Annotated in this window: 1 protein-coding gene; it reads right to left on the bottom strand. The window is 30.4% G+C overall.

Features of this window, described 5'->3' with window-relative positions; genetic code table 11:
* Positions 1-90 precede the first annotated feature (90 nt).
* Positions 91-1,707, bottom strand: a complete 1,617-nt coding sequence (gene dnaX / locus KHW44_RS09035) for a DNA polymerase III subunit gamma/tau (protein WP_304068692.1) — start codon at positions 1,705-1,707, stop codon at positions 91-93.
* Between the last annotated feature and the right edge of the window lie 306 nt (positions 1,708-2,013).

Consider the following 2,013-nt stretch of genomic DNA (forward strand, 5'->3'; position numbering starts at 1 on the left):
GTCTTTGCATTTTTTGCATTTGTTTCATCATGTTACCCATGTTTCCCATACCAGGCATTCCGCCTCTAAATTTATTTCCCATAATTCCTCCTATTTTTCAATTATTTGAACATTTTCTCCAAATAAATTTTGTAATTTTTTAACATTCTCGTTTACTTTTTTCTCTGCTTCATCGTCAATTTGTAAATCTAAAACCTTAAAATCGTAATGCGGTTTAAGTAATTGTTCAATAACTTTCTTATGAGGAAGCAAAGTGTACAAATACAACTGATTAGTCTTCAAAACCAACTTGTCATTCTCCAAACTAGCTTTGATATCATCAGCTAATTCTTTTGGAACTTTGTCGAAATCTCTTAAAACTTCTCTTAGTTTTTCAAATGAATCATCTTTTCCGACACTCTCTTCTTCAACTGTGTCGTCGTTTTTTTCATCAGTCTTTATTATATCATTTTTATTGGATAATTCATCTGATTTTTCTACTTTTTCTGAAGATTTTTGTGAAGTTTCTATGTTTTTATCGATTTTTTCATCAAATTCGACTAATTTTTGTGTAGAATTGATCTTAATCCCGTTTTGTTCAATATTGTTGAGCTTATCTTCTAAAGTATTCACTCTGGCAATCAAATCGTCGTAATCGATATAATCTATTAGTCTCATTACCAAAATTTCAAGCAGAGCTTTTTGATTATCAGCCTGTTTTAGTTTTTTCTGATGCTCTATTATAATTGACATACTTTCAACTATTTGCCTATTTGTAATCAATTCAGATTGTGAATTGTAATCATCATTGTACTGAGTGTTGTTCTGTCTGATGTTTTCAAGACCATTTTTTGACAACAGCAAATTTCTAAAATGATTTAACAGCTCATCCATAACATTTTCGACAGGCTTATTGTGTGATATTGTGTACAAATTATTCAAAACTTCTGCGGCATCTTTTTTTATGATGCTATTGACAAGCTTGAAAATTCCTTTATTGTCGACAATACCAAGTATATCATTTATATCTTGTTTTGTTATATTTTCTTTTTCAATGCTAAGAACTTGATCCAAAATAGACAACGCATCTCTCATTGCACCATCAGCTTTGTTGGCAATGAGTTCAATCGCATCGTCGTCCATTTTTCTGTTCAAATCGTTCAAAATATATTTGATATTATCTGAAATATCCTTGGCATTAATCATCTTGAACTCATAGCGTTGACATCTGGATAGAATTGTTTGTGGAATTTTGTCAATTTCGGTCGTAGCTAATATGAACACCAAATGTTTTGGTGGCTCTTCCATTATTTTAAGTAAAGCATTAAATCCCTCATTGGTAATCATGTGAGCTTCGTCGATAATGTAAACTTTGTATTTTAATTTTGTAGGCGGATAAATTACTTTATCGCGCAGTTCTCTGATATCGTCAATTCTTCTGTTACTAGCAGCATCCATTTCCACGATATCTAATGTAGATTCTTCCAAAGAACTTAGGCAATTTTCACATTTGTTACAAGGATTTCCATCTTGTAAATCCAAACAGTTGATAGCTCTTGCAAAAATTTTCGCACAACTAGTTTTACCTGTTCCTCTTGAACCAGAAAAAATATACGCATGAGAAATATTTTTCGTTTCGATTTGATTTTTTAAAATATCAGTTATATGTTTTTGACCGTAAACTTTATCAAAAGTATCCGGTCTATATTTTCTGTAAATAGCTTGCATAAATACCTCGTTTCATTTTTCAAATTACGAGTAATTTTTTGAAATTTTTCATTCAAAAATATACTAAATCTCTTAATATTATAACATATTTGATATTTCTTGAATTCATAGTAAAATAGTATTAGAAATTTTATTTTTAAAATTTTTGAAGGGGGATTTAATGATGAAAAATATTGACCCATTTTTATTGACAATGTTAGGGTTAATAGTTCCTGGTCTTCTAACCGGAGTAGGAGCAATCCCTGTTTTTTTCACAAGAAATGTAAGTCAAGGTAAGTTAGATGTATTTTTAGGGGCAGCTGCAGG

It is taken from the genome of Finegoldia magna (genome assembly GCF_018371055.1).
Taxonomy (GTDB): Bacteria; Bacillota; Clostridia; order Tissierellales; family Peptoniphilaceae; genus Finegoldia; species Finegoldia magna_I.